Here is a 24,755-nt window from a genome sequence, read left to right on the forward strand (position 1 = left end):
GGACTTGTCACACATGGCCGATGGCATCAAGGACGCGACATCATCCAACCAGATGTGGGGTGGCCGCTTCGCCTCAGGGCCGGACGCGATCATGGAGGAGATAAATGCCTCGATCGGTTTCGACAAGAAGCTCTATGCCCAGGATATCCGCGGCTCTATAGCGCATGCGACCATGCTGGCGGAGAAGGGCATTATTTCCCACGAAGATAAAGACAAGATCGTCGCGGGTCTGAACACGATCCTGTCAGAGATCAAAAGCGGCGAGTTCGAATTCTCCCGTAAGCTCGAAGACATCCACATGAATATCGAGGCGCGGCTGGCGACGCTCATCGGTCCCGCAGCCGGCCGGCTGCACACGGCCCGCTCACGTAACGACCAGGTGGCACTCGATTTCCGCCTCTGGGTCAAGGAAGAGCTCGTCAAGTGCGAAAAGATGCTGACCGACCTGGTCGGCGCCTTTCTCGATCGGGCCGAAGAACATGCCGAAACCGTGATGCCCGGCTTCACGCACCTGCAGGCAGCCCAGCCCGTCACCTTCGGTCACCATTGCATGGCCTATGTGGAAATGTTCGGCCGTGACCGTGCCCGTGTCCGCCACGCTATCGACCACCTGGACGAAAGCCCGATCGGGGCCGCAGCCCTTGCCGGCACGCCCTATCCGATCGACCGCCACATGACGGCAAAGGCGCTTGGCTTCCGCGAGCCGACGCGCAATTCGATCGACACCGTTTCCGATCGCGACTTCGCTCTGGAATTCCTGTCGGTGGCCGCCATCTGCGCCGTCCACCTTTCTCGCCTTGCCGAAGAGATCGTCATCTGGTCGACCCCGCAATTCGGCTTCGTGCGGCTCTCGGACGCCTTTTCCACCGGCTCCTCCATCATGCCGCAGAAGAAGAACCCGGATGCCGCCGAACTGGTGCGCGCCAAGACCGGCCGCATCAACGGCTCGTTGGTGGCACTCCTCACCATCATGAAGGGCCTGCCGCTCGCCTATTCCAAGGACATGCAGGAAGACAAGGAACAGGTCTTCGACGCCGCGGAAAACCTGGAACTGGCCATTGCTGCCATGACCGGCATGATCCGGGACATGGAGATCCGCGTGGACCGCATGCGCGCGGCAGCCGGCGCCGGCTTCTCGACCGCGACAGATCTGGCCGATTGGCTGGTGCGAGAAGTGGGTCTTCCCTTCCGCGAAGCCCATCACGTGACCGGCAGGGTCGTGGCACTCGCCGAAAGCAAGAGCTGCGGCCTTGCGGATCTGTCGCTGGAAGAGTTGCAGGCCATCGATCCGAACATCACCGACAAAGTGTTCGACGTCCTTTCGGTAGACGCGTCTGTCGCCAGCCGCCAGAGCTTCGGCGGCACCGCACCGGCCGAGGTGAAGAAGCAGATCGCCTGGTGGCGCGCCAGAAACTGAGACTTGAACTCATGAGGATAAGTCTGCACAAGTGGGCACAGCTTCCTTGAGACACATTTCCGCAGCTGCCGGAGACAGAGACAGAATGGCCAATTCCCTGCTAACCACCGCCCGCCTCACCCTTGTTTTGGGCGTGATCGGCATCGCTGCCGTTGGCTGCGGCCGCAAGGGCGACCTCGACCGCCCGAGCACGCCGGTCGAGCAGCAGAATATCCGCAAGAACATCAAGGAAAGCGAGAAACACCCCGCTCCGGCTCCCGACCGGAAATTCCTTCTCGATCCGCTGCTCTGACATCCGGTCTCTGACGTGAACCATTTCCAGTATATCGACGGCGTGCTGCATGCCGAGAACGTGCCCGTTCCCGAAATCGCCAAAGCCGTCGGCACCCCTTTCTATGTGTATTCGACGGCCACCCTGGAGCGGCACTACAAGGTGTTTGCTAAGGCCTTTGCCGACGTGGATGCCATAGTCTGTTACGCCATGAAGGCAAACTCCAACCAGGCGGTGCTGAAGACGCTGGGACGTCTCGGGGCCGGTGTGGACGTCGTCTCGGGCGGCGAGCTTCGCCGGGCCATGGCTGCCGGCATTCCCGCCAACCGCATCATGTTCTCGGGCGTCGGCAAGACGGTGCCAGAACTGGATCTTGCACTGGAAGCGGGCATCTACTGCTTCAACGTGGAGTCCGAACCGGAACTGGAAGTCCTCAATCTTCGCGCGCAGAAGGCTGGCAAGAAAGCCCACGTCTCCTTCCGCATCAATCCGGATGTCGATGCGGGCACTCACGCGAAGATCTCGACCGGCAAGAAGGAGAACAAGTTCGGAATCTCCTACCAGAGCGCGCGCGACATCTATGCGCATGCCGCCACGTTGCCGGGGATCGAAATCACCGGCATAGACATGCACATCGGCAGTCAGATCACGGAACTGCAACCGTTCGAGGAAGCTTTCCGCCTGTTGCGGGAACTCGTGGAAACGCTGCGAACGGATGGTCACCACATCCATCACGTCGATGTCGGCGGCGGGCTTGGCATTCCCTACAAGGACGACAACAACCCGCCACCCCAGCCGGACGCCTATGCAGAGACCGTCAAGCGCCAGCTGCGCTCGCTGAATTGCAAGATCGTCACCGAACCCGGCCGGCTTATTGTCGGCAATGCCGGTATCCTGGTGACGGAGGTCATCTACGTGAAGGACGGCGGCGAGAAGACCTTCGTCATCGTCGATGGCGCAATGAACGATCTCATCCGCCCGACGCTCTACGATGCCTACCATTCCATCCGTCCGGTGGTCGTACCGCCTTCCGAGGCGCCACGTATCAAGGGAGATGTGGTCGGCCCCGTCTGCGAGACGGGCGACTACCTGGCGCTCGACCGGGAAATGGCGGAACCCAAGCCGGGCGACCTCATCGCTATCGGATCGGCCGGCGCCTATGGTGCGGTTCAGGCCGGCACCTACAATTCGCGCCTTCTGATTCCGGAAGTGCTGGTGCGAGGCAGCGAATTCCACGTCATCCGGCCACGCGGGACCTATGACGAGCTGATCGGACTTGATTCCCTGCCGTCCTGGCTCGCTTGAAGGGTCTCACCATTCACTTTTGACGGAGTGGCGGGGAAAATAGCCCCCTCTCTTGCCCGGTGCCCTCGCCTTCGCCACAAAGACTGTTATCTTCAAGGTTGAATCCTGGGCCGCCACGATTGGAGACGGACCGTATGAACCTTCCCCGCAAAGGTGCTTTCGACGCCCATCCTCTGCTTGCCCGCAAGGTTGCCTTGAAGCGGTCCTTGGCACGCGCGGTCCTGTTTGCCGAATACGTGCTGCCTTTGGCGCTGTTACCGGTGGCGGTTATTGCCGTCTTCATGTCCGCAGGCTGGTTCGGCCTGTTCCGGATTGTCCCCGAGACGGCGCGCTGGCTTGCACTCGCCGGTTTTGCTCTCGCGCTTTGCTGGTCGCTCCTTCCCTTCTCCCGGCTACGCTGGCCGACAGCGGCGGAGGCGGACCGCCATCTCGAAGCCCGTAACAACCTGCAGCACCAGCCCGTCGCCGTGCAGGAAGATTCACCGGCCTTCGAAACCCCCCTCTCCCGCGCATTGTGGAAAGAACACCAGCTGCGGATGGCGAGGCGGATTGCCGATCTGGACGCCGGCCTGCCGCGCCCCGATATCGCCCGCCATGACCGGATGGCCCTGCGCGCCGTGCCGGCACTGCTCTTTGCCGTCGCGCTTGGCTATTCCTTCTCGAACGGCGGTGGCTCTGTTACCGATGCGTTTCGCCCGGCACCTCCGGCGCCGAAGACCAATCCGGATCTGCGCATCGACGCCTGGCTGACGCCGCCGTCCTATACAGGCAAGGCGCCGATCTTTCTGACCGGAGGCCAGGCCGCCAAGCTGGATACCGTTGCCGTTCCTCAGAACTCGGCCCTTGCTGTCCGGGTAACAGGTGGCGGGGGCGCAGAGGCAGTAGTCTTCACCCCGAGCAATGGCGGAGAACCGGTCACTCTCGCCAATGAGGAGGCGAAGAAAGCCGAGGTGCCGCAGCAAACGCCCCCAGCGGAAACCAGAGCCGTTGCGGGCAAGCCGCAGCCGGTCCCGCGCAATTACGCGCTGAACGTGACGGAAAGCGGCAGCCTCACCGCCAATGGTCAGACTTGGGCATTCAATATCATTCCCGACCGACCACCTGAGATAGCTTTTGACGGCCAACCCAAACGCGCGGTAAACGGCGCTCTGGAGATCGCCTTCAAGGGCAAGGACGATTACAGCATCCGTGACGCTCAGGCGCTCATCGAACCTGCGGAACCGCAGGAGCTGGGAGCGACGCCGCTTTATCCTCTGCCTGAATACCGGCTCGACCTTCCACGCCAGAACGGCAAGGAGATCAAGGGGTTGACCAGCCGTAACCTCACGGAGCATCCGCTGGCTGGCAAGCGCGTCAAGATCACCCTGGTCGCCAAGGACGGTGCCGGCCAGACCGGCCGTAGCCCGACGATCGAAATGCTGCTTCCTTCTCGCAGCTTCTCCGAGCCGCTAGCGGCGGCTGTCGCCGAAGAACGGCAGGTATTCGCACTCGATACCCGCCAGATGCCCCGCGCCATCGCACTGAACGAGGCGCTGACGCTGCGTCCGGACGAGACCATTCCCAACCTCGGCCATTTCCTGCTGATCCGTTCTGCGCATCAACGAATGGAGCTTGCCCAGACCGAAGAGCAACTGAAGGATACGGCAGATTATCTGTGGGAAATTGCCCTCGGCATCGAGGACGGCGATCTTTCACAGGCGGAAAAGCGTCTGCGCGATGCGCAGAGCAATCTGTCCGATGCGCTCAAGAACGGCGCCAATGACCAGGAAATCGCCAAGCTCATGAAGGAGCTACGCGAGGCGATGCAGCAATATATGAACGAACTGGCGCAACGCATGCAGAATGCGCCTCGGGCGCAGAACAATATGCAGGCGCAGAACGTCATCCGCCAGCGCGACCTGCAGAACATGATGGACCAGATCGAAAATCTGGCGCGCTCGGGCAACAAGGATGCCGCTCAACAGCTTCTGTCCGAAATGCAGCGGATGATGAACAACTTGCAAGCGGGAAAACCGCAGAGAAATCAGCAGGGCCGCCAGGACAACAGCCAGATGCGCCAGCAGATCGACAAGCTCGGTCAGATCATGCAGGAGCAGCAGCGGCTGATGGACCAGACCTTCAAGCTGGACCAGGCCCTGCGCGACCGCATGCAGCGCGGCGATCCCGACCAGGAGATGGACGACGAGGGCCAGCAGCAGGACCCTCAAAGTCAGCAAGGGAAGCAAGGCAAACCGGATCAGCAGGAGCAGCAGGCCCAGGGCGGCGAGCAGAATTCCGACCAGATGACCCAGGAGCAGCTACGCGAAGCGCTAAAGAACCTGCGGGCGCAGCAGGAAGGTCTCGGCAAGAAGCTGGACGAGTTGCAGAAGGGCCTGAAAGGGCTCGGCATGCAGCCGAGCGAGGGTTTCGGCCAGGCGCAGCGAGAAATGGGCAATGCCGGCAAGGCACTCGGCGACGCTCAAGGGGAGCAGGCGGTCGATGGCCAGGGCAAGGCCTTGAATGCTTTGCGCCAAGGCGCCCAGAACATGATGCAGCAGATGATGCAGGCCATGCAGGGCCAAGGCCAGGGTCAGCCGGGACAGGGACGCGAAGGTCAGGGCGAGAGCATGGCCTCCGAAGGCGGGCAGAACGGGCGCGATCCGCTTGGTCGCCCGCGCTCGCAGACCGGGCCGGATTTTGGCGACCAGGTTAAAGTGCCGGACGAGATCGATGTCCAGCGGGCTCGGGAAATTCTCGACGCCATCCGCGAAAAGCTCGGCAACACCCTGTCAGGCGACGCCGAGCGGCAATATCTCGAGCGTCTTCTGGAGATGCGCTAGTAGGAGGAGATCAGGCCGCTTCACAGCTCGGCGTTGCCAGCGCCATGGCCACCGCCTTGCGGATCTCGGGCAGCGCGAAAGGCTTCTGGACGACGTCGATGATCTTGGCCGAAAGATCGTCCGCACGTTCCCGCTGCTCGGCATAACCGGTCATCAGCAGGATCTTCAGGTCGGGAAATTTGGCCGCTGCCTGGTGTACAAGTTCGATCCCGTCCATCACAGGCATGCGGATATCCGAAAGCAGCAGATCGAAAGCACCCTCGTCCAGCTTTTCGAGGCCCTCTGCCCCATCGCCGGCCTCATGAGTCTCGTGACCATCGAGACGGAGCGCTCGTGCGACGAACATGCGCAACGCGGCCTCGTCTTCGGTAATCAGGATTCTTGCCATAGCGATCATCGCTCCCTGCCTATTCATGTGGGAGCAAATCAACAGAGTTTCCTTGTCGAGGAGTAAACGTCGCTCAAGGCATGGCAGCCATGGTTAACGACTTGCCACCATTCCTCTCCTAAGCGTCGCCGGTGACGACGCCGACGAAGGGCAGCTCGCGGAAGGCATAGGCCGCGTCCATGCCGTAGCCGACGACGAAATAATCTGGGCATTCGAAGCCTACGAAGTCAGCCTCCAAGTCCTCCTTGCGCTTGACGCGCTTGTCCAGCAGCACCGCGATGGACACGCTGTTTGCACCGCGCTCGTAGAGCATCTGCTTCGCAAACAGCAGCGTACGGCCGGATTCCAGGATGTCGTCGATCAGCAGGACGTCGCGGTCCTTCACGTCGCTGTCGATATCCTTCACGATCCGCACACCTTGCGAGACAGTACCTGTGCCATAACTGGACAGGGTGATGAACTCGACTTCCGGCGCAAGACCGACATCGTGCAACGCGCGCAGAAGGTCGGCTGCGAAGATGAAGGAGCCCTTCAGGATGGCGATGACCAGCAGGTCCTTGGCGGGCCGAGTGGCGATCTGAGCAGCGATCGCCCGATTGCGCTCTGCAATCTGTTCGGCGGTGAAGAGCGGCTCGATGAGCTTGCCGCGGACGACGGGCATGTGCGGAAACTCCTGATCGTGATCAAGCCGCCGCGATAGCACAATCAGGAGCCGGAGACACCCCGTCCCGCCACCGAAAGCCTCAAGTCCGGCAGTTTTCCGCCCGGATGAGGCACCTTCGCGGTAAACCCGCGACTTTGGCGGCCTTCAAGCACCCCTTGCGGAGGATTGATCATGGTGCTGGCAAGAACCACCTCGCCCGAGATCAGGTCCGCACGAATGGAGGGCATGGCGCGTTTGTCGCTGCCGCGGTTTTCCACGATGCCGTTGATCAGAAGCACGCGCATTCCATCGGCGTCCTGCGGGACCATGCTGACATGGGTGATGTCGAATGCCGGCGCAGCCTCGACTGCTGCCGCGTTCTGAAACAGAAAGGAAAAGCCGCCGGCAAGGGCAAAGACTGCGACGAAAGCTGCAGCCACCAGGGCGGAAAAGGCGTCCGGCGGAAGCCGCTTCAGAACGGCTTCGACGTGCGCGAGACAAGGCGCGGCCATGCCGGCGGACGCGGCGCGGGATTTGCGATTGTCGTTGTGACTGCGTGGCGCCCGGGTGCTGCCCCGGCGCTCCTGAACGGGCTCGAACTGCGCATCGACGACTTCGGCATGCCGCTGCGGCGCGCGAAAGACACTCCCCGCCTTGCGCTCAGGCGGCAGTATATCCATGCGGATGATGGTCTTGCCATGCTGGCGGCGGAAGGTGTTCATGGACCCCCTTTGCCCATGACCCCTCGCGAGGCACCTAGGCATTGAAACGAATCCCGCTCAGTCGTAAAGGGGAATGGTTAATGCTTCGCAAATTCGGCCTGAAAACGGCCCACTTCCGCAGGCGATTTACCTTTTGTTTACGCCTGTCGTTAAGAGATAGCAGGCACCTGAGAGTTTTTGCTCTATGTCCAGGGACTGGATCCTCCGTTGATTCACTTCGAAAATGTCGGCCTGCGTTATGGAATGGGCCCGGAGATTCTCCGGGACATGACGTTTGACATCCCGAAACGCTCGTTCCAGTTCCTCACAGGGCCATCCGGCGCCGGCAAGACCACGCTGCTGCGCCTGCTTTTCCTGTCCCTCCTCCCCACGCGCGGCATCATCAACATGTTCGGGCGCGATCTTTCGCAGATCCCGCGTTCCGAGCTGCCCATGCTGCGGCGCCGGGTCGGGATCGTCTTCCAGGACTTCCGGCTTCTCGATCATCTGACGACCTACGAAAACGTCGCGCTCCCCTTGCGTGTCCGCGGCAAGGACGAAAGTTCCTACCGCAACGACGTCATCGAGCTGCTGAAATGGGTTGGTCTCGGCGAACGGATCAACGTCCTGCCGCCGGTTCTATCCGGCGGGGAGAAGCAGCGGGCGGCAATCGCCCGCGCCCTCATGGACCGGCCCGAAATTCTGCTGGCGGACGAGCCAACCGGCAACGTGGACCCGCCTATGGCCAAGCGGCTGCTCAATCTTTTCCTGGAGCTCAACCGTCTCGGCACCGCCGTGGTCATCGCGACCCACGATCTGGCCCTGATGGATCAGGTAGATGCCCGCCGAATGATCCTCACCGAAGGGCGGCTCGACATCTATGAATGAGATGAGCCGCGCCAAAACCCCGAAATCGCAAAAGCCTGGTCGCCCGCCCGGCCAGCCGAAGGTGACGGCACCCGAATCGCGGCAATCCCCCCGCCGTGCCGAAATGCGCGTCCGCCCAACGGCGCCCATCCTGCCACCCTCCAACATCCAGGGCAATGCGCTGATGGTGGTCATCGCCATCATGGCTTTCCTTGCCTGTCTGACCCTTGGGGCCGTCAGCATGGTGCGGGCCACCGCGTCCAGTTGGCAGAGCCAGATCTCCCGTGAGATCACCATCCAAATCAAGCCGGACGACGGCCTGGACATGGCCTCCGCCCTGAAGAGGGCGCGTGACGTGGCGTTCACCTTCGTCGGCACGAAGGACGGCACCATCATGGACGACAGTGCCACGGCGCGACTGCTGGAACCGTGGCTGGGCACCGGCCTCAATTTGGCGGACCTGCCGGTTCCGCGCCTCGTCATCATCACCATCGATGAGCAGAACCCACCCGACTTCGCAGCCATGCGCGACCTTCTGAAGACGGAAGTGCCCCAGGCCTTTCTTGACGATCACCGGACCTGGGTGGACCGGCTCGTTTCGATGGCGAGAACCACCGTGCTGATCGGCACCGGCGTCCTCGTCCTGGTTTTTACAGCCATGATCCTGACGGTGATCTTTGCAACCCGAGGCGCTCTGTCCGGAAACCGGCACATCGTGGAAGTGCTGCATTTCGTGGGCGCCGAAAGCGCCTTTGTGGCAAAGGAATTTCAGAAACACTTCCTGATGATCAGCATCAAGGGTTCGGCAGCCGGCGGAGCACTTGCGGCAGCGCTGTTCGCCCTGGCCAACATCTGGCAATCGAATTCGCGGGCAACACCGGAAAGTGATCAGGCGACGGCACTGTTCGGATCGTTTACGATCGGCATGACCGGTTATCTCGGAATTTTCGCGACCATGCTGGTGATTGCCCTGCTGACGACGCTCACCGCCCGCTTTACGGTGATGCGGACAATCGATGAGATCGACCTGATCAGGGCCGATCCCTCACGTTCGGATGGCCTGCCCGGCGGATAACTGGGTCGGCAGCCACCGGTATTCGGCTCGAAGGCCGCGGCCTGCCTGTAATCGTTAGTGACGAATCATGACTGTGGACCAGACCAACCCGGAGAACACCGAGCCTCATGCGCCAAAGCAGGTGCAACGCGGCTGGTTTTCGCGCAAGAGCAGGGCGCGGCGCCTTGCCCGTCGGCTGTTTCTCGTCGCCTTCCTGCTGGCCGCGATCGTCGTTGGCGGCTTTCTCTGGTTTGCCGATACCGTCACCTCCCAGAAAGCCCCGGATGGCGTGAAAGCGGATGCGATCGTCGTCCTGACAGGCGGATATCTGCGCATCGAGCAGGCGCTCGGCCTTTTGCGCGACGGGGCGGGTCAACGCCTTCTGATCTCCGGCGCCCATCCTTCGACCACACCGACCCAGATCCGCAAAGCCACGCAGGCCTCGTCGGATCTTTTCGCCTGCTGCGTCGATATTGGCTATGACGCGCTGGACACGATCGGCAATGCCAACGAAATCGCCCGCTGGATCCACAGCCACAACTATCGGTCCGTGCTCGTCGTCACCAACAACTATCACATGCCGCGCAGCCTGCTTGAGCTGCGACGCGCCGACCCGGTCACCCGGTTCATTCCCTACCCGGTGATCAACGCCGACTTGACCCGCCGCGCCTGGTTCGCAGAACCGGACACGTTGCGCACCATGCTGTCCGAATACGGAAAGGTCGTCCTGGCGACACTGCGTGACGTGTTCGGCGTCGATCGGGGAAGCGGGCTGCGAACTGAAGAGGACGCGCTCAAGCCCGGCGCCCCGGCACCGGTGCGCTAGAGTGCGTCCCGGCTAAATAGAATCGTTCTGCCGGAGAGACTTTCAGTCAGGATCAAGGTTTTTGGCGATGGGCATACCCCCTCGGTATGGCGCCCTTCGGGTTGGCTGAAGCGGGTCACCTGCTTCGGATAGCGGCTTGGCCGTATGCTATGGCTACGACGCGGCGCCGCTCTCCTCGCATCTGCTCCCACTTGAGCCAACAGAACTGTTTCCATTTAACCTGGACACACTCTAACTCTTTGCCTGCATCGCCACGGGACGCTTTTTTCCTTGCCCGATCTCGTGTAGGCAACGACTGCTTAAGTGGGATGCCTTTTCATGTTGCTGGTGCGTTCGGTCCTCTTCAACATCGCCTTCTATACCAACATCATCGTGCGGATGCTGGTGTTGTCGCCCTTCTATTTCCTGATGCCCCGCAAGGCTGCCTATCGCATCCCGAAGGCATGGGCGGCCTCCAACAACTGGCTGATGGCAAAGATCGTCGGTGCGACCTTCGAGATCGAAGGGATGGAAAACATTCCGGAAGGCGGCTGCATCTTTGCGCCCAAGCACCAGTCCGCCTGGGATACGTTCGCGCTCCTGCCCTACCAGCGCGACCCCGTCTACATCCTGAAACGGGAGCTGATGTGGATCCCGCTGTTCGGCTGGTATGTCGCCAAGCAGAAGATGATCCCCGTCAACCGGGGCGCCCGCGGCAAGGTGATGGTGGACGTCATGCAGCGGACCAAGGCTGAGATGGCCGATGGACGCCAATTGATCATCTACCCGGAAGGCACCCGTCGCCCTCCCGGTGCCGAACCGCAATACCGCTACGGTATCGCCCGCATCTATCGCGACGTGCAGGTGCCCGTCGTGCCGATCGTCGCCCATTGGGGGCTGTTCTGGGGCCGCCGCAAGCTGATCAAGCATCCCGGCCGCTTCAAGGTGAAGATCCTGCCACCCATCCAGCCGGGCCTGGACCCGGATGCCTTCTACGCGCTGTTGATCGAGACGCTGGAAACGGCAAGCGACAGACTGCTGATCGAAACGGTCGACGCCAATCCGCATCTGCCGCTGCCGCCTGAGGCCGCCAGACGCGTTGCCGAACTCCGCGCTCAGCCAGCCGCCTGAGCACAATCGGAAACAGCAGCGCTAACCCTTTCCAGCCAGGGATCGCGGATCCCCATTTCCTTCATATGCGCAAGCGTGTTGGAGACATAAGCCTGGTTCGGACCGGACTGGCCATGCGATCGGTAGACGACCTCAGCGGCATCCTCGACCGCAAGCGCACCCGCATATTGCGGATGATGCCGATCGACGATGTAGCTCACCGCCCTGACCTGCCGCCGGTCTTGCAATGAGGCAGGCAGGACGCGTTCAAGATAGACATTGGTGACGAGTTCCCGGCGGCGCAGATAGTTGAGGACTTCCACGCGCTGCCCATCGCTAACCCGGAATGCCACCCCCAGGCAGGAGCCGCCTCGATCCAGCCCAAGCACGAGCCCGGGCTGTTGCGGTGTGCCACGATGCACATGTGACCAGACGCAGAGCGAGCGGCGAAAGCCGAAGACACGCGCAGGAATCCTCTCCTCGAAGACAAAGCCTGGGTTCCACATCAGCGACCTGTAGCCAAACACCCAAAATTCGTCCATATCGCGCGCCATGCCGTTTCCTCGTGCGCATACCGCGCGCGATCGCGACAAGCATTGGAGAAGATCATGGCAGCGTCAAGCCGAACCGGCGTCAGCGGAAAATTGTGGCTGCTTGCCTGCCTCGTCGTCCTCTTCATTGCGCTCTACACCGCAGGCTGGTTCTACGCGGCATCGCTCCTGCGGGAAAAGACGCTGGCCATGCTCGGCAGTCGCGCATCCGATGGTTTTGCCGCTGAATGCGCCGATGCAGATTACCGCGGCTATCCTTTCCGCATCGGCCTGTTTTGCTCCAAGGTCTCAGTTGACGATAGGGCCAATGGCATCTCGGCCAGCTTCGGCGCCCTGCGCTCTGCAGCTCAGGTTTATGATCCCGGCCATATCGTATGGGAGATGGATTCGCCGGCCGAGCTGCGCTCCAGCCGTGGCCTCATCGTCTCCACCTCCTGGAAGAGCCTACAATCCAGCGTCGTGACCAAGCTCAAGGGGGTAGAGCGGGCGGCCCTGGTGCTGCAGAACCCGAAGACCCACATCGTGTCTTCGGCGAACGGGCAGAGTTTCGACATCAATGCGGACCGTGCCGAAATCCACCTGCGCCAGAACGGCCCGGATCTCGACGCTGCCGTCACCCTTGACGGCACAGACACGGCTATGGAAGGCCTGCAGCAGCTTTTGCCCCGCCTGACGACGAGCGCCGATCTGACGCTTGTCGGGCGCGCCGGGATGATCGACGGCAGCGATCCCAACGGCATCTCCCTGCGTCAGACCAAGGGCGAGATGCGCGAGTTCCGGGCCGATCTCGGCGAGGGACGGGTGCTGCTTCTGTCGGGACCCTTTTCCTTTGACGACGAAGGCCGCATGTCGGGCAAGCTGAAACTGCGGGTGGAAAAGCTCGCCGCCTGGCAGGAAAGCCTGAGTCAGGCTTTCCCGGATCTTGGCCCGATGCTGCAGACGGCGACCAGCATGCTGTCGGCCCTTGGTGGCGGCGCCAATGCCTCGCTCGATATCACCATCAAGCGCGGCAAGATCCTGGCCGGTGGCCTGATCCCGATCGGCGAGATTCCGCCGGTCTGATCCTGAGCCTATTTCTTGACGTCCAGCGCGTGGCGGCCGAAGTCCGGCGCGTCCACGTCCTGACCGGCTTGGACGATGGAGCGGCGGATTTCGCGGGTACGGCTGAAGAGTTCGAACAGCTTATCGCCCTCGCCCCAGCGGATCGCCCTCTGGAGATAGGCGAGGTCCTCTGAAAACCGCGCCAGCATTTCGAGGATCGCGTCCTTGTTGTGCAAGCAGACATCCCGCCACATGGTAGGATCGGAGGCCGCGAGACGCGTGAAATCGCGAAAGCCCGAAGCCGAGTATTTGATGACTTCCGATTCGGTCACCGTTTCCAGGTCGTCCGCCGTGCCGACGATGTTGTAGGCGATGATGTGCGGCAGATGCGAGACGATAGCCAGCACCTTGTCGTGATGCTGCGGATCCATTTCGTCTATCCGCGAACCGAGAGCCGTCCAGAAATCCTTCAGCCGCTCGAGCGCTACGGGATCGGTATCCGGCAGCGGCGTGAAAATGCACCAGCGCTCGCGGAAAAGTCCGCTGAAGCCGGCGTCCGGGCCGGATTTTTCAGTACCCGCCAAGGGATGCCCGGGGATGAAATGCACATGTTCCGGCATATGCGGCGCCATCTGTGCGATGACCGACGCCTTGGTGGAACCGACATCGGTGACGATGGCGCCGGGTTTCAGGCTGCCGGCAATCTGCTGTGCAACGGCTTCGGAGGCCCCAACGGGAACCGACACGATGACCAGATCGGCATCCTTGACCGCCTCTGCGGCGGACGGCGTATAGCGGTCCCCGAGACCCAGTTCCTCGGCGCGTTTCAGGGTCTCGATGCTGCGCGTCGAAATCACCACCTCACCCGCCAGGCCGAGATCCTTGACGTCGCGCGCGATCGACGAGCCGATCAGCCCGATGCCGATCAGCGCTATGCGGTCGAAAAAGGGCTTCGTCATGCACTGCGCCCCATGAATTCTCCGAGGGTTTCGATGACGCCGCGATTGGCCTCTTCGGAGCCGACTGTCATGCGCAGCGCGTTCGGCAGCCCGTAGCCTTTGACGGCGCGCAGGATATAGCCGCGGCTCGTCAGAAAGGCATCCGCATCCGGCGCCCGCTTGCCGTCCACGTCAGGAAAATGGATGAGGACAAAGTTGGTGACGGAAGGCGTGACCTTGAGGCCTATCGTCTCGAAGGCATGAGTGAGCTTGTCGAGCCAGAGCGTGTTGTGCTCGACGGCCTTTTCGACAAACGCCCTGTCGCGCACGGCAGCCGCACCGGCGGCTATGGCCGGCGCATTCATGTTGAACGGCCCGCGCACCCGGTTGAGCGCATCGAGAATCGCAGCCGGGCCGTACATCCAGCCGACACGCAGCGCCGCCAGCCCGTAGACCTTGGAGAAGGTGCGGCACATCACGACATTGCTGTTGGCGGAAACGAGTTCCAGGCCAGCCTCATAGTCGTTCCTGCGCACATATTCCGCATAGGCGGCATCAAGCACCAGGATGACATTCTTCGGCAGACCGGCATGCAGGCGGCGGATCTCCGAAACGGGAACGTAAGTTCCGGTGGGATTTCCCGGATTGGCGATGAAGACCATCTTCGTCCTGTCGGTCACGGCTGCCAGAATGGCATCCACATCGACCTGGCAATCGTTTTCCTTCACCTCGACCGGCTGTGCGCCAGCGCCCATGATCTGGATCTTGTAGACGAGGAACCCATGCTGGGTGATGATCGCCTCGTCGCCCGGCGCCAGGTAGACATGGCAGAGCAGGCCGAGAAGTTCGTCGGACCCGTTGCCGCAGATGATGTTGGCGACGTTGAGACCATAGACGGAAGCGATGGCCTCGCGCAGCGCCATAGCCTGACCGTCCGGGTAGAGTTCGAGGTGGCTGGCCGCCTGCTGGAAGGCCTCGATCGCCTTTGGGCTGGCCCCAAGCGGCGTCTCGTTGGAAGAAAGCTTGAAGACACGGGCGGCGCCGGGAGCATGTTCCTTGCCCGGCACGTAAGCGGCAATATCGAGAATGCCGGGACGCGGAACGGGCTCACTCGTGACGATGCTCATCGTATCAACCTTCTGACTATGCCTTGGGGGCGGTGATCAAGGGGATTAGCGCCGGAAACGGCCTTTGTCGAGGGGCGAGGAATGGTCGGCGCCACCGGCGAAACGATGCCTTACCGGTTCCTCGTCGTCGGCACGCCCTGCGGCGCCAGGACGGGCACGAAGACCCGCCGCGAGGCGCGCGCCGCAACCGGAAGTCCCTGGTAGAGCCGCTTTTGCGCTTCGATCACCAGAACGCCGGAAAAGACCGGCCAGAAGCGACGCCCGATACGGTCGAAGACGTGGCGCAGCTTCAGCAGCGTGCGTATCCTGGACGGCGGAAAGAACAAAGCCTCCGAGCTTGCGCCCGGCGTAAAATTCGCTTCCCGCAGCAGCGACGTCAGCTGGCCGCGCGAATAGGGTCGGCCGGATCCGAACGGCGTATGCTCCATGCGCGCCCAGACACCGCGCCGGTTCGGCACGACGATCACCAGCCGCCCGCCGGGTGCCAGTACCCGCCAGATCTCCTTCAGGCTTTCGCGCGGGTTTTCGGCAAACTCAAGCGAATGCACCATCAGCACCCGATCCACCGAGGAATCGGGCAGCGGCAACTCCTCATCGAAGACGAGGGCCGTAGACGAGCGCTCTCCGGCCGGCCAGTTCACCGCCCCCTGCCCTGCCGGCATGAAGGCAAAGGTGCGCTCCGTATCCGCGCGGAAACGATCTAGGTAGGGCACTGCGTAACCCAGGCCCACCAGCCTCTCCTCCGGCAGCCGCGCCCAGAGCGAAGACAGCGCCACGGTAATCGACTGCTCGGCAACCAGGCCGAGCGGGGAATGGTAGAATTCTCGGAGATCGACGATATCGGCAGACATTTGCGAAATGATACCGGACAGCGGTTGGACTTCAAGTCTTCAACCCCTACATTGCCGCCAATGTTTTCATGAATGGGGTCTTTGGATGCGTGCGTTGGAAATCGAAGTTTTCTCGTGTCGGACAGATAACTATGGCGTTCTCGTCCACGATCCCGAAACGGACCTGACCGCCACAATCGATGCACCGGAAGAGGGACCGATCCTCGAGGCCGCGGCGCGGCGCGGCTGGAAGATCACCCATATCTTCACCACCCATCATCACATCGATCACGTGGAAGCCAATCTCGCGCTGAAGGAGAAGTTCGGCTGCGAGATCATCGGACCGGTCAACGAGGCCCTTGCCATTCCCGGCCTGGACAAGACCATGGCCGATGGTGACGAATTCCATTTCGGCGAACACCTCGTGCGTGTGATCGAGACGCCCGGACATACTGCCGGACACATCTGCTATCATTTCCCCGACGACAAGATCCTGTTTGCCGCAGACACGCTATTTGCTCTCGGCTGCGGACGGCTCTTCGAACGCACGGCAGCTGACATGTGGCATTCGCTTCAGAAGCTCTCTGTCCTGCCGGATGAGACGGCCATCTATTTCGGCCATGAATATACACTGTCGAACGCCCGTTTTGCGGTGACCATCGATCCCGACAACGAGCGGCTGAAGGCGCGGGCCGAGCAGATCGAAGCAGACCGCGCGCAAGGCAAGTTCACCATCCCGACCATGATGGGGCTGGAGAAGGAAACCAATCCCTTCCTGCGAGCCGCCGACCCGGCCATCCGCCGCAACCTTGTGATGGAGAGCAAGACCAACGAGGAAGTCTTTACGGAGATCCGTAAGCGCAAGGACAATTTCTGATTAGGGCAGGCCCGACTTCAATGGCCGAAACCGCGTCACAAGCACTCGATATCGTCCAGGCCCTCGGGATGCAGCCGCACCCGGAGGGTGGATGGTTTGTCGAAACCTTTCGCGATCAGGATGGAAGCGGTCGCGGAAGATCGACTGCGATCTACTACCTGCTGGAGGCCGGACAGCGATCTCATTGGCACCGGGTGCGCGATGCAGCCGAGGTCTGGCATTTCTATGCGGGCGACCCTCTGAGGCTGAGGATGTCCGATGGCACGTCCATGGACGAAGTCGTTCTCGGTGCCGACATCGCGGCAGGCCAGCGCCCGCAGGCCGTAGTTCCGGCAGATGTCTGGCAGTCTGCGGAGCCGTTTGGCGCTTTTACGCTTGTCGGATGCACAGTGGCGCCTGCCTTCGAATTCTCAAGCTTCGAAATGGCGCCGCCCGGCTGGGAACCGGGCTAGAGTGTGTCCGGGCTAATCTATTCAGCCGGCGCAGTACGGCTGCCCGGCCGGAGCATGTCGCGCGCGGCCAATAGAGCGCCACCGGTGATCAGCACGCAGGCAAGCAGGATTCGCCAACTTGGTTCGGCAAATCCAGACAGGACAAGGATGATGGTGGACAGAAGCGGCGCCGCATAGCTGGCAGCGCCGATCACCTGGATGTCGCCATTCTTGACGCCGTAGTCCCAGGCGTAGAAGGCAGCGCCGACCGGCAGAAGGCCGAGACCGACGACAGCTGCCCACTCCCTGGCATCCACCGGCCAGATCGTCTGCTCCAGCATGACATGACAGACGAAGGAGAGAGCCGCGGTCGCAAGGCAGAAGCCCGTGACGACATCGGTGGACACCCGGTCGAACCGCCGTGTCAGGAGCGAGTATCCGGCCCATGTGAAGGCGCAGAGGAAAGCCGCACCATAACCCAGGGCATAGCCGGCTTCGAAAGCCAGGCCGTTCCGCGACACGATGGCGAACGTGCCGCACAGCCCGGCCAGTGCCCCGACCAGATGATGCCAGCGGAGCTTTTCTCCGGGCAGGAGAGCTGAACCGACCACGATCAGGAGCGGCCAGAGATAGGCGATGAGCCCGGCTTCCACGGCCGGAGCGTTGCGCAAGGCGGTGAAATACAGGAAATGATAGCCGAACAACCCGCCGATGCCGGTCAGCCAGACCTTTGCCGGCTGCTTCAGCAAGGCGATTCGCCGTGGCCTCACGGCGAAAAGCACCAGCCCCGGCAAGCTGCCGATGGCGAAGGTGATGGCGGATAGCTGGAAGGGCGGCATTTTTCCGGAAGCCGCCGTCATCAATGCCAGCAGCGACCACATCAGGATCGCCGTAAACCCGATCAGCGTACCCTTTGTCTTCACCCTGCCCCCTCGACGCCATGGGGGCGTCTGTCTAGCCGCCGTACTTCACGGCGGTCACGTAAAGCTGCCCCATCCTCGTCGGGATGCGGGCATAGACGGGAGCATATACATTCGCCGGCTGTGCCTTGGCAAACCAGATCTCCATCGGCGTCTTCTTCAGATATTCGATGTCGCTGCGACCACGGCGGAAGCCGGATTTCGGTTCGTACCGGATGGAGCAGACAATGGCGTCTCCCTTGAAGCCATCGGTTGAAAATGGCTTGGTTCCGGCTGGTGTCAGCACCAGATCCATGCGGGACTCGCCGTCATAGATCGGCAGGCGGCTGGGGCACACCTTTGCGTTTCCGGGGAAGATCAGTCCGCTCAAGGGATCGAGGACAGACTGGAGATCCTTGTCGCTGACGGGCACCCAATTGTCAGGGTTGCGACGCGGCGGCGGATCGATGGTCGTCTCCTTCACATTTCCATTGGCGTAAGCCACGTCATAAACGCGGGTCCGCTTGCCTGTCTTGTAGACGAGGTTGTAGTTGTCCGCCTGAAGCCGCTCGCCAACGACATGTCCGGACACGCTGGTTTCCGCCGAGACCCGGCTGATGATATCGGCGATGCCGGCCGACTTGAAGCTGCCGGTGATCTTGTAGCCTTTATCCTGAAAATCGCTGGTGAACCGGGCCGTGGCGATCGGCAATATGCCGAGCGAGATATCGTACTCGCTCACATGTTGCCCATCGGCAGCAGCCATGGAAGCTGCCGAAAGGACAAAGGCAAGCATGGAGGCGGTGACAATGCGAATGTGGGGAATCATGGTCCGCCCGCGAAGCTGGAGGCAAAGTTTCAAAAGACTTTCGCCATATAGAGCGCGCAAGATGGCAAGAAAATAGCGGCTCGTCACGGTTTCCCGCCTTCACATAAGAGGAAGAGGCAAGGTTTTGGCTTGACGGGGCGAGCCTGTCTGACTATAGAACCGCAACTTTCCAATCAAGACCAGTTGGATCGGTGTGCCGGACATTGTCTGGATTAGACCGCCTGATTGAAGAAGAACAAAGGTGTTTCCCATGTCTCGTGTATGCGAACTGACCGGCAAGGGCGTCATGACCGGCAACAATGTCAGCCATGCCAACAACAAGACCCGTCGCCGGTTCCTGCCGAACCTGTGCCAGGTCACGCTGATTTCCGATTCTCTCGGCCAGCGTTATCGTCTGCGCGTTTCGGCTCATGCCCTTCGCTCGGTCGAGCATCGTGGCGGCCTCGACGCCTTCCTGCTGAAGTCCGACGAAACCGACCTGTCGATGCGCGCTCGCCTGCTGCGCCGCCAGATCGTCAAGAAGACCGCTGAAGCTGCCTGATCGGCATCAGCCTCTCGTTACATTCGGTATGAGGAAGGCTTGACCGGCACTGCTGGGCAAGCCTTTTCTCTTGACCGCAGATCCCTCCAACTGGTGGCATCACCCAGGATAAAAAAATGCTAGCGGCCCGTTATACCCTCGTCTACGCCCTGCTCATGTCGGCAGTCGTCGTTGCCTCGAACTTCCTTGTGCAGTTCCCGCTCACCGGTACGCTCTGGGGCATCTCCCTGAGCGATCTGCTGACATGGGGCGCATTTACCTACCCTGTCGCGTTCCTGATCACGGACCTGACCAATCGCCAGTTCGGCCCAGCCATTGCGCGGCGTGTCGTCTTCGTTGGCTTCGTGGTCGGCGTCGCCCTGTCCTTCTGGTTCTCTGCCCCTCGTATCGCCATTGCCTCTGGCACGGCCTTCCTGATCGGCCAGTTGCTGGACATCTCTGTCTTCAACGAACTGCGCCGCAAGGCTTGGTGGAAGGCGCCGCTGGCAGCCTCACTTGTGGGCACCATCATCGATACGGCCCTGTTCTTCTCGCTGGCCTTCGCGCCCGTCTTTGCCTTCATCGGCGCCAATGACGACTTCGCGATCGGCCAGGCTCCGATCCTCGGCGTACTGGCGACCGAAGCCCCACGGTGGGTTTCATGGGCGCTGGGTGACCTCGCGGTCAAGATCGTCGTGGGTATCGTGCTGCTGCTGCCTTATGGCGCCCTCATGAACGTGCTGAAGCCCATGCCGCAAGTGCCCGCCAGGACAGCTTGAACCGGATTAGACCCTGCCGCCACCCACGGCAGGGTGCCGGACAACGCAATCCACCAGTTCGACAATCGGGCTTGTCGAATCAAGCCGGAGTATCGGCGCCGCCTGACCGGCCAGCCATGCTTCATGAGCGATCAGACTGCGCCTCTCCGGGCCTGCCGTGTCATAGCTTTCCGCCCATTCCAAAAATTCGCGGCTCTTTGCCGCCATGTCGCCGCCCGGATCGAGCCGGGGGCCATATCGCTGGACTTCGCGCCGACGGATGCGGGCCATGCGCAAAACCGGATCCAGCCTCAGGAAGACGATGAGATCGTACAGCGGTTCAGCGACTGATCCCCACTTCAGAGCAGACCCCGAAAGCACCCAGGCCTTATCCCCCTGAGCCTCCTTTTTAAGCATGGCCACCCTCTCCTCCAGAGCGCGCGGCGTCGTGAAGGGCGGGTCGGTGGGCATCCAGTAAATGTCATCCGTATCCAGATGCCGGATTGCTAGCGCATGCGACAAGGCGAGTCCGAGCGAGGTGGTGCCGGAGCCAGATGCTCCCATGACATGAATACGAGGCATGGCTTTGCTCTTTTATAGGCAGGACAACATAGCCTGGCACTGTGACAACAGTTTGCTTGGCGTCTCTCGTTTACTCTTCGAGCCGGAACTCCAGCATCACATTGCGCTGGAAGAGATTGCCGTTATCGTCCGAAACGAGGATCAGGTGCGGCTTGCCTTCAGAACCGGGCACGACGTCGAGACCTTCCATATTGTCGATGGCATAGCTCATATCCGCATCGATCAGGATCTCGCCGTCCACGGTGGCACCGGGGCGAATGCTATCCCCTTTTATGCGCCGGATGCGCATGCCGAGACCGCCGAGGAAGCTGAACCGCCGTTCCAGGAGCAGGAAGTCCCCATTCGGCAGGAAGGCACCGTCGGTCGCGTCATAAGGGTCGTGCCGTACCACCGTAAAGCGCCCCTTGAGAGGCCCCTCCAAAACGGCGGCCAACATATTGCCCTCAGGATCGAGGCTTCTCTCGGAGATAACGAGCAGTGCGCCTTTGAGCGGACTGGATGGCGGCGAAGCGACAACCGTTTCCATGCCCGCATTCCGCCGTAGCTCCACCCTGGGGATCAGGAAATCGAGGCTCTTGAGCGGCTTTGCCATCTCGAAGCCCGGGTCTGGATAGACATCGACGCGATGCTGCTGCTCGAAGCTGACAACGGCCTGACCGCTCCGGAGCGCCAGACCCTCCGCGTCCGAACTCATCTTGGAGCCCGGCCGCCCGTTGGCCAATAGGATGGGATGGATGGTCGCCTTCGACAGGCCGTTGATGCGCCCTTCGGGATCGCGGTCGATTTGCCCGGTCAGCCAGTCGCCCGTATCCAGCACGGACACGAAACTCCGGCCGTCGCTGCGGAAGCGTATGCTCGACAGCGATTGGAGCCGAGCATCCGGCGAGGAGAACTCGATGCCGCCGATGAAGTCGAGCATCCCGAACCGGCTTTCGCTGGAGCCCGTCTTGAACTGCGTGATGCTGCGGGCGGTGATGGAAATGCTTTCCGATGCCGGCGCAACCGGCAAGGCCGCGGCAAATATAGCAGCTGCCGCAAGCACCGGTCTGATCGGCTTCAGGGACTTCAGCTTCAACCTCGCCCGGCCCGCCGCGCGCGGCCGCCGGTCCTGCCCGTCTTCTCCTCGAACAGTGCAGCCAGCTGCTCGGTCATCGCGCCGGCAAGCTCGTCCGCATCGACAATGGTCACGGCCTTGCGGTAATAGCGGGTAACGTCGTGGCCGATGCCGATCGCCAGCAGCTCCACGGGAGACCGCGTCTCGATCTGCTCGATCACGGCGCGCAGATGCCGTTCCAGATAATTGCCCGGATTGACCGAAAGCGTCGAGTCGTCCACCGGTGCCCCATCCGAGATCATCATCATGATCTTGCGTTGCTCCGGACGTCCGATCAGCCGGTTATGCGCCCACATCAGCGCCTCACCGTCGATATTTTCCTTTAGTAGGCCCTCGCGCATCATCAGGCCGAGATTGCGGCGCGAACGGCGCCAGGGCGCATCGGCACTCTTATAGACGATATGGCGAAGATCGTTGAGGCGCCCGGGCGTCGCAGGCTTGCCGCTCGCCAGCCACCTCTCGCGAGCCTGGCCACCCTTCCACGCCTTGGTGGTAAAGCCCAGGATTTCCACCTTCACGCCGGAGCGCTCCAGCGTGCGGGCAAGAATATCGGCGCAGGTCGCCGCGACCGTGATCGGACGACCGCGCATGGAGCCGGAATTGTCGATCACCAGCGACACGACCGTATCGCGGAACTGCGTGTCCCTCTCCCGCTTGAAGGAAAGTGGCTGCATCGGATCGATGACCAAACGCACCAGGCGGGCCGGGTCGAGATAACCCTCTTCCAGATCGAAATCCCAGGATCGGTTCTGCTGCGCCATCAGGCGGCGCTGCAGGCGGTTGGCAAGCCGCCCGACCGCGCCCTGCAGATGGGCAAGCTGTTTGTCCAGGAAAGCGCGCAACCGGTCGAGTTCCGATTCGTCGCACAGCTCCTCGGCAAGGATCTCCTCGTCGAATTCCTGCGTGAAGATATTGTAATCGACCTTCTCGTTGAAGTCGTCGAACGGGCTTTGCGGGCGCTTCGTTTCTCCGGGCGTCTCGGAATGGTCGTCGGCATCCTCGGACATGTCGTCGTCCGACATTTCCGCGCCGTCCATCTCTCCTTCGTCGAGTTCCTCGTCGGCCGCCTCGCTCTGCTCAGCGGGAGCCGCATCCGTGCCGGCCTCTTCCTCGACTTCCTCGGTCTCGGTCTCGCCGCTGCGCGGCTGATCCTCATCGCTGGGGTTGTCGATCTCTTCCGGCTCGTTGTCGTCGCTCGCCAGATCCTCCGCCATCTGCATGGAAGACAACATGCGCCGCACGACCTTGCTGAAGGCCTGCTGGTCCTCAAGCACGGTGCCGAGATTGTCGAGGTCGCCCCGCGCCTTGTCTTCGATGAAAGGCCGCCACAGGTCGAGCACTTTGCCTGCCGACTCAGGCGGCTTCGTTCCCGTCAGCCGCTCCCGCACCAACATGGCGATCGCCTCTGCAAGCGGCGCATCTTCCTGGCGTTCGACACCGGAAAAGTTCGCTTTGGCATATTTTTCCGTGTGCATCGAGTTCAGGTTGGCAGCCATGCCGGCCATCCGCAGCGCGCCGATCGATTCGACACGGGCCTGTTCCACTGCATCGAACACACTGCGGGCATCCGTGCCCTGCGGCGCCATGTTGGCATGCACCTTGGCATCATGGCAGGCAATGCGCAGCGCCATGGAATCGCCGAGCCCCCGGGTTACCGCAAGCTCATGCGCCGTGGGACGCTTGGAGATTTCCGGCAGCCGGATACGGTCGCCCGCGAGACCTGGGCGTTCGTTCGCAAACGAGACCTCGACTTCGCCGCTACCGGCAATCGAGCGCACGCAGCCGGTGATCGCTTGGCGCAACGGCTCGATATCGACCGGGCCGCTCGCCTTGCTTTTCGAATTGTCTCCGTGACCTGCCATGATCCTGCCTCCTCGCGCCTACGCTCCCAGCACGATGTTGGCAGCGCTTTCCTTCAGCTCCACGCCGAAGGCACGCTGGTACTGTTCGGCAACCAGCGCACGCTCAAGCTCGTCGCACTTGTTGAGGAAGGTAATGCGGAAGGCGAAGGCAATATCGCCGAAGATTTCGGCATTTTCCGCCCAGGTGATCACTGTGCGCGGGCTCATGACGGTCGACAGGTCGCCGTTGATGAAGGCGGAGCGGGTAAGATCCGCCACGCGAACCATCTTGGAGACGGTTTCGCGGCCTTGGGCGGTCGAACCGAAGCTCTTGACCTTGGCAGCGACGATATCGACTTCCTTCTCGTGCGGAAGGTAGTTCAGCGTCGTGACGATGGACCAGCGGTCCATCTGCGCCTGGTTGATCTGCTGCGTGCCGTGATAGAGGCCGGTCGTGTCGCCGAGACCGACAGTGTTGGCCGTCGCGAACAGACGGAAAGCGGGGTGAGGCCGAATGACGCGGCTCTGGTCGAGAAGCGTCAGGCGGCCCGAGGATTCCAGCACGCGCTGGATGACGAACATGACGTCCGGGCGGCCCGCATCATATTCGTCGAACACGAGCGCGACATTGTGCTGGTAGGCCCAGGGCAGGATGCCGTCCTTGAATTCCGTGATCTGCTTGCCGTCCTTCAGCACGATCGCGTCCTTGCCGACGAGGTCGATACGGCTGACATGGCTGTCCAGATTGATACGCACGCAGGGCCAGTTGAGGCGCGCGGCGACCTGTTCGATATGGGTCGATTTGCCCGTGCCGTGGAAGCCGGATACCATGACGCGGCGGTTATGGGCAAAGCCTGCAAGGATGGCGAGCGTCGTGTCGCGGTCGAACAGGTAATCCGGATCGAAATCCGGTACATAAGGGTCGCCGCTGCTGTAGGCCGGAACTCTCAGGTCGCTATCGATGCCGAAGGCTTCACGCACAGAAACGGTGGTGTCGGGAAGGTTGGCGATATCCAGATCAATCTTGCTCATTATCT

26 protein-coding genes are annotated in these 24,755 nt (G+C 61.7%); 13 read left to right on the top strand and 13 right to left on the bottom strand.

The genetic code is table 11. From position 1 onward, the window contains the following. Nucleotides 1-13 precede the first annotated feature (13 nt). The 4 genes from argH to EPK99_RS24710 all read left to right on the top strand — a co-directional run bounded on the left by argH (nucleotide 14) and on the right by EPK99_RS24710 (nucleotide 5,812). Nucleotides 14-1,417, top strand: a complete 1,404-nt coding sequence (gene argH, locus EPK99_RS24695) for an argininosuccinate lyase (RefSeq protein ID WP_128445758.1) — start codon at nucleotides 14-16, stop codon at nucleotides 1,415-1,417. An 85-nt stretch (nucleotides 1,418-1,502) separates the two neighbouring features. After that, nucleotides 1,503-1,709 (top strand): hypothetical protein, encoded by a 207-nt coding sequence (locus EPK99_RS24700; protein WP_128445759.1) that lies wholly within the window; start codon nucleotides 1,503-1,505, stop codon nucleotides 1,707-1,709. Between the two features lie 15 nt (nucleotides 1,710-1,724). Beyond that, entirely contained in the window at nucleotides 1,725-2,993 is a 1,269-nt protein-coding gene (gene lysA / locus EPK99_RS24705; RefSeq protein WP_128445760.1) for a diaminopimelate decarboxylase, read from the top strand. A 134-nt stretch (nucleotides 2,994-3,127) separates the two neighbouring features. Then, nucleotides 3,128-5,812, top strand: a complete 2,685-nt coding sequence (locus EPK99_RS24710) for a TIGR02302 family protein (RefSeq protein WP_128445761.1) — start codon at nucleotides 3,128-3,130, stop codon at nucleotides 5,810-5,812. 10 nt (nucleotides 5,813-5,822) lie between these two features. Here EPK99_RS24710 and EPK99_RS24715 read toward each other — a convergent pair whose 3' ends face one another. From EPK99_RS24715 to EPK99_RS24725, 3 genes are all read right to left on the bottom strand, one after another. Then, nucleotides 5,823-6,200, bottom strand: a complete 378-nt coding sequence (locus EPK99_RS24715) for a response regulator (protein ID WP_128445762.1) — start codon at nucleotides 6,198-6,200, stop codon at nucleotides 5,823-5,825. Between the two features lie 118 nt (nucleotides 6,201-6,318). Continuing rightward, nucleotides 6,319-6,861: a hypoxanthine phosphoribosyltransferase gene (gene hpt, locus EPK99_RS24720; RefSeq protein ID WP_128445763.1), complete on the bottom strand. Its 543-nt coding sequence runs from the start codon at nucleotides 6,859-6,861 to the stop codon at nucleotides 6,319-6,321. A 44-nt stretch (nucleotides 6,862-6,905) separates the two neighbouring features. Then, a complete protein-coding gene (locus EPK99_RS24725) occupies nucleotides 6,906-7,565 on the bottom strand; it encodes a hypothetical protein (protein ID WP_128445764.1) in 660 nt (219 codons plus the stop codon). A gap of 207 nt (nucleotides 7,566-7,772) precedes the next feature. Here EPK99_RS24725 and ftsE point away from each other — a divergent pair, with 207 nt between their 5' ends. The 4 genes from ftsE to EPK99_RS24745 all read left to right on the top strand — a co-directional run bounded on the left by ftsE (nucleotide 7,773) and on the right by EPK99_RS24745 (nucleotide 11,401). Beyond that, nucleotides 7,773-8,432, top strand: coding sequence for a cell division ATP-binding protein FtsE (gene ftsE / locus EPK99_RS24730; RefSeq protein WP_164901889.1), 660 nt, complete (start codon nucleotides 7,773-7,775; stop codon nucleotides 8,430-8,432). 103 nt (nucleotides 8,433-8,535) lie between these two features. Next, complete coding sequence (locus EPK99_RS24735; protein WP_245582570.1) at nucleotides 8,536-9,486, top strand: cell division protein FtsX; 951 nt, start codon at nucleotides 8,536-8,538, stop codon at nucleotides 9,484-9,486. A 67-nt stretch (nucleotides 9,487-9,553) separates the two neighbouring features. Beyond that, nucleotides 9,554-10,291 carry a YdcF family protein gene (locus EPK99_RS24740; protein ID WP_128445766.1) on the top strand — a complete coding sequence of 246 codons (738 nt, stop codon included), beginning with the start codon at nucleotides 9,554-9,556 and terminating at the stop codon, nucleotides 10,289-10,291. A gap of 318 nt (nucleotides 10,292-10,609) precedes the next feature. Then, nucleotides 10,610-11,401, top strand: coding sequence for a lysophospholipid acyltransferase family protein (locus tag EPK99_RS24745; protein WP_128445767.1), 792 nt, complete (start codon nucleotides 10,610-10,612; stop codon nucleotides 11,399-11,401). Here the strand turns inward: EPK99_RS24745 and EPK99_RS24750 are convergent. Further along, entirely contained in the window at nucleotides 11,386-11,934 is a 549-nt protein-coding gene (locus EPK99_RS24750) for a gamma-glutamylcyclotransferase (protein WP_128445768.1), read from the bottom strand. The two genes, EPK99_RS24745 and EPK99_RS24750, sit on opposite strands and share 16 nt — an antisense overlap. Before the next feature lie 54 nt (nucleotides 11,935-11,988). Here EPK99_RS24750 and EPK99_RS24755 point away from each other — a divergent pair, with 54 nt between their 5' ends. After that, nucleotides 11,989-12,993: a DUF2125 domain-containing protein gene (locus EPK99_RS24755; RefSeq protein WP_128445769.1), complete on the top strand. Its 1,005-nt coding sequence runs from the start codon at nucleotides 11,989-11,991 to the stop codon at nucleotides 12,991-12,993. An 8-nt stretch (nucleotides 12,994-13,001) separates the two neighbouring features. Here EPK99_RS24755 and EPK99_RS24760 read toward each other — a convergent pair whose 3' ends face one another. The 3 genes from EPK99_RS24760 to EPK99_RS24770 all read right to left on the bottom strand — a co-directional run bounded on the left by EPK99_RS24760 (nucleotide 13,002) and on the right by EPK99_RS24770 (nucleotide 15,888). After that, nucleotides 13,002-13,931, bottom strand: a complete 930-nt coding sequence (locus EPK99_RS24760; RefSeq protein WP_128445770.1) for a prephenate/arogenate dehydrogenase family protein — start codon at nucleotides 13,929-13,931, stop codon at nucleotides 13,002-13,004. After that, nucleotides 13,928-15,037 (bottom strand): histidinol-phosphate transaminase, encoded by a 1,110-nt coding sequence (gene hisC / locus EPK99_RS24765; RefSeq protein WP_128445771.1) that lies wholly within the window; start codon nucleotides 15,035-15,037, stop codon nucleotides 13,928-13,930. The genes EPK99_RS24760 and hisC overlap by 4 nt, the downstream gene beginning before the upstream one ends. 110 nt (nucleotides 15,038-15,147) lie before the next feature. Continuing rightward, the gene (locus EPK99_RS24770) at nucleotides 15,148-15,888 is read right to left on the bottom strand and encodes a class I SAM-dependent methyltransferase (protein WP_128445772.1); all 741 of its coding nucleotides are present in this window, start codon (nucleotides 15,886-15,888) and stop codon (nucleotides 15,148-15,150) included. A gap of 85 nt (nucleotides 15,889-15,973) precedes the next feature. On the opposite strand from EPK99_RS24770, the gene gloB reads away from it, so the two are divergent. Next, nucleotides 15,974-16,744: a hydroxyacylglutathione hydrolase gene (gloB, locus tag EPK99_RS24775; RefSeq protein ID WP_128445773.1), complete on the top strand. Its 771-nt coding sequence runs from the start codon at nucleotides 15,974-15,976 to the stop codon at nucleotides 16,742-16,744. A gap of 20 nt (nucleotides 16,745-16,764) precedes the next feature. Beyond that, a complete protein-coding gene (locus EPK99_RS24780) occupies nucleotides 16,765-17,196 on the top strand; it encodes a cupin domain-containing protein (protein ID WP_128445774.1) in 432 nt (143 codons plus the stop codon). A gap of 17 nt (nucleotides 17,197-17,213) precedes the next feature. Here the strand turns inward: EPK99_RS24780 and yddG are convergent, their stop codons facing one another. Together yddG and EPK99_RS24790 are read right to left on the bottom strand one after the other, a co-directional pair. Further along, the gene (yddG, locus tag EPK99_RS24785; RefSeq protein WP_128445775.1) at nucleotides 17,214-18,098 is read right to left on the bottom strand and encodes an aromatic amino acid exporter YddG; all 885 of its coding nucleotides are present in this window, start codon (nucleotides 18,096-18,098) and stop codon (nucleotides 17,214-17,216) included. 31 nt (nucleotides 18,099-18,129) lie between these two features. Then, nucleotides 18,130-18,903, bottom strand: coding sequence for a DUF3108 domain-containing protein (locus EPK99_RS24790; RefSeq protein WP_128445776.1), 774 nt, complete (start codon nucleotides 18,901-18,903; stop codon nucleotides 18,130-18,132). A 250-nt stretch (nucleotides 18,904-19,153) separates the two neighbouring features. Between EPK99_RS24790 and rpmB the strand changes: the two genes are divergently transcribed. Together rpmB and EPK99_RS24800 are read left to right on the top strand one after the other, a co-directional pair. Further along, nucleotides 19,154-19,444, top strand: a complete 291-nt coding sequence (rpmB, locus tag EPK99_RS24795) for a 50S ribosomal protein L28 (protein WP_128445777.1) — start codon at nucleotides 19,154-19,156, stop codon at nucleotides 19,442-19,444. Nucleotides 19,445-19,560: 116 nt separating this feature from the next. Beyond that, nucleotides 19,561-20,202, top strand: coding sequence for a queuosine precursor transporter (locus tag EPK99_RS24800; RefSeq protein ID WP_128445778.1), 642 nt, complete (start codon nucleotides 19,561-19,563; stop codon nucleotides 20,200-20,202). Nucleotides 20,203-20,208: 6 nt separating this feature from the next. On the opposite strand, the gene EPK99_RS24805 is transcribed toward EPK99_RS24800, so the two are convergent. From EPK99_RS24805 to cobS, 4 genes are all read right to left on the bottom strand, one after another. Then, nucleotides 20,209-20,763, bottom strand: coding sequence for an ATP-binding protein (locus EPK99_RS24805; RefSeq protein WP_128445779.1), 555 nt, complete (start codon nucleotides 20,761-20,763; stop codon nucleotides 20,209-20,211). Between the two features lie 70 nt (nucleotides 20,764-20,833). Beyond that, complete coding sequence (locus EPK99_RS24810) at nucleotides 20,834-21,838, bottom strand: esterase-like activity of phytase family protein (protein WP_245582565.1); 1,005 nt, start codon at nucleotides 21,836-21,838, stop codon at nucleotides 20,834-20,836. Next, nucleotides 21,835-23,739 carry a cobaltochelatase subunit CobT gene (cobT, locus tag EPK99_RS24815; RefSeq protein WP_128445780.1) on the bottom strand — a complete coding sequence of 635 codons (1,905 nt, stop codon included), beginning with the start codon at nucleotides 23,737-23,739 and terminating at the stop codon, nucleotides 21,835-21,837. Before cobT ends, EPK99_RS24810 begins: the two co-directional genes overlap by 4 nt. An 18-nt stretch (nucleotides 23,740-23,757) precedes the next feature. Then, nucleotides 23,758-24,750 (bottom strand): cobaltochelatase subunit CobS, encoded by a 993-nt coding sequence (gene cobS / locus EPK99_RS24820; RefSeq protein ID WP_128445781.1) that lies wholly within the window; start codon nucleotides 24,748-24,750, stop codon nucleotides 23,758-23,760. Nucleotides 24,751-24,755: the final 5 nt, after the last annotated feature.

This window comes from Neorhizobium lilium (assembly GCF_004053875.1).
Lineage (GTDB): Bacteria > Pseudomonadota > Alphaproteobacteria > Rhizobiales > Rhizobiaceae > Neorhizobium > Neorhizobium lilii.